The 368-nt window shown below is 74.2% G+C and carries 1 protein-coding gene; it reads right to left on the bottom strand.

All coding sequences use genetic code 11. The features are described from left to right. Positions 1 to 368, bottom strand: a 368-nt coding sequence (locus FLX08_RS41140; protein WP_167530786.1) for a hypothetical protein, incomplete at both ends; no start/stop codon positions are given.

The raw sequence follows: 368 nt of genomic DNA, 5'->3' as shown, positions 1-368 counted from the left end.
CTGGCCGGTGCCCTGCCCTTCGGGGGCTGCCGGGTCGTGCTCGACCTCGAACTCGGCACGCAGCGGCTGCCCGGCCGGGTGGGTGAGGGTGGCCTGCAGCGTGGGGGTGAGGGTGGGGGTGACCGTCGCCCCGTCCACCACTTTCGATGGGGTGATGGTCAGGTCGGTGGCGGTGGGTTTGGGCAGGCTGACGGTGAAGGATTGCCAGTCTGACCAGGCCGAGGCGGCGGTGGCCGAGACCGCGCGCGCCCTCCAGCGGACCTTCCACCCGTCGGCCAGCGTCTCGGCCGGGACGGCGATGCTTGCCTGGGTGCCGGCTGGCACGTCGTCCGCGGCGCCGGCCCAGATCTGGCCGGTGCCCTGGCCCT

The organism is Microbispora hainanensis, from assembly GCF_006874475.1.
Classification (GTDB): domain Bacteria; phylum Actinomycetota; class Actinomycetes; order Streptosporangiales; family Streptosporangiaceae; genus Microbispora; species Microbispora hainanensis.
This window is presented reverse-complemented; position numbering and strand designations above follow the sequence as displayed.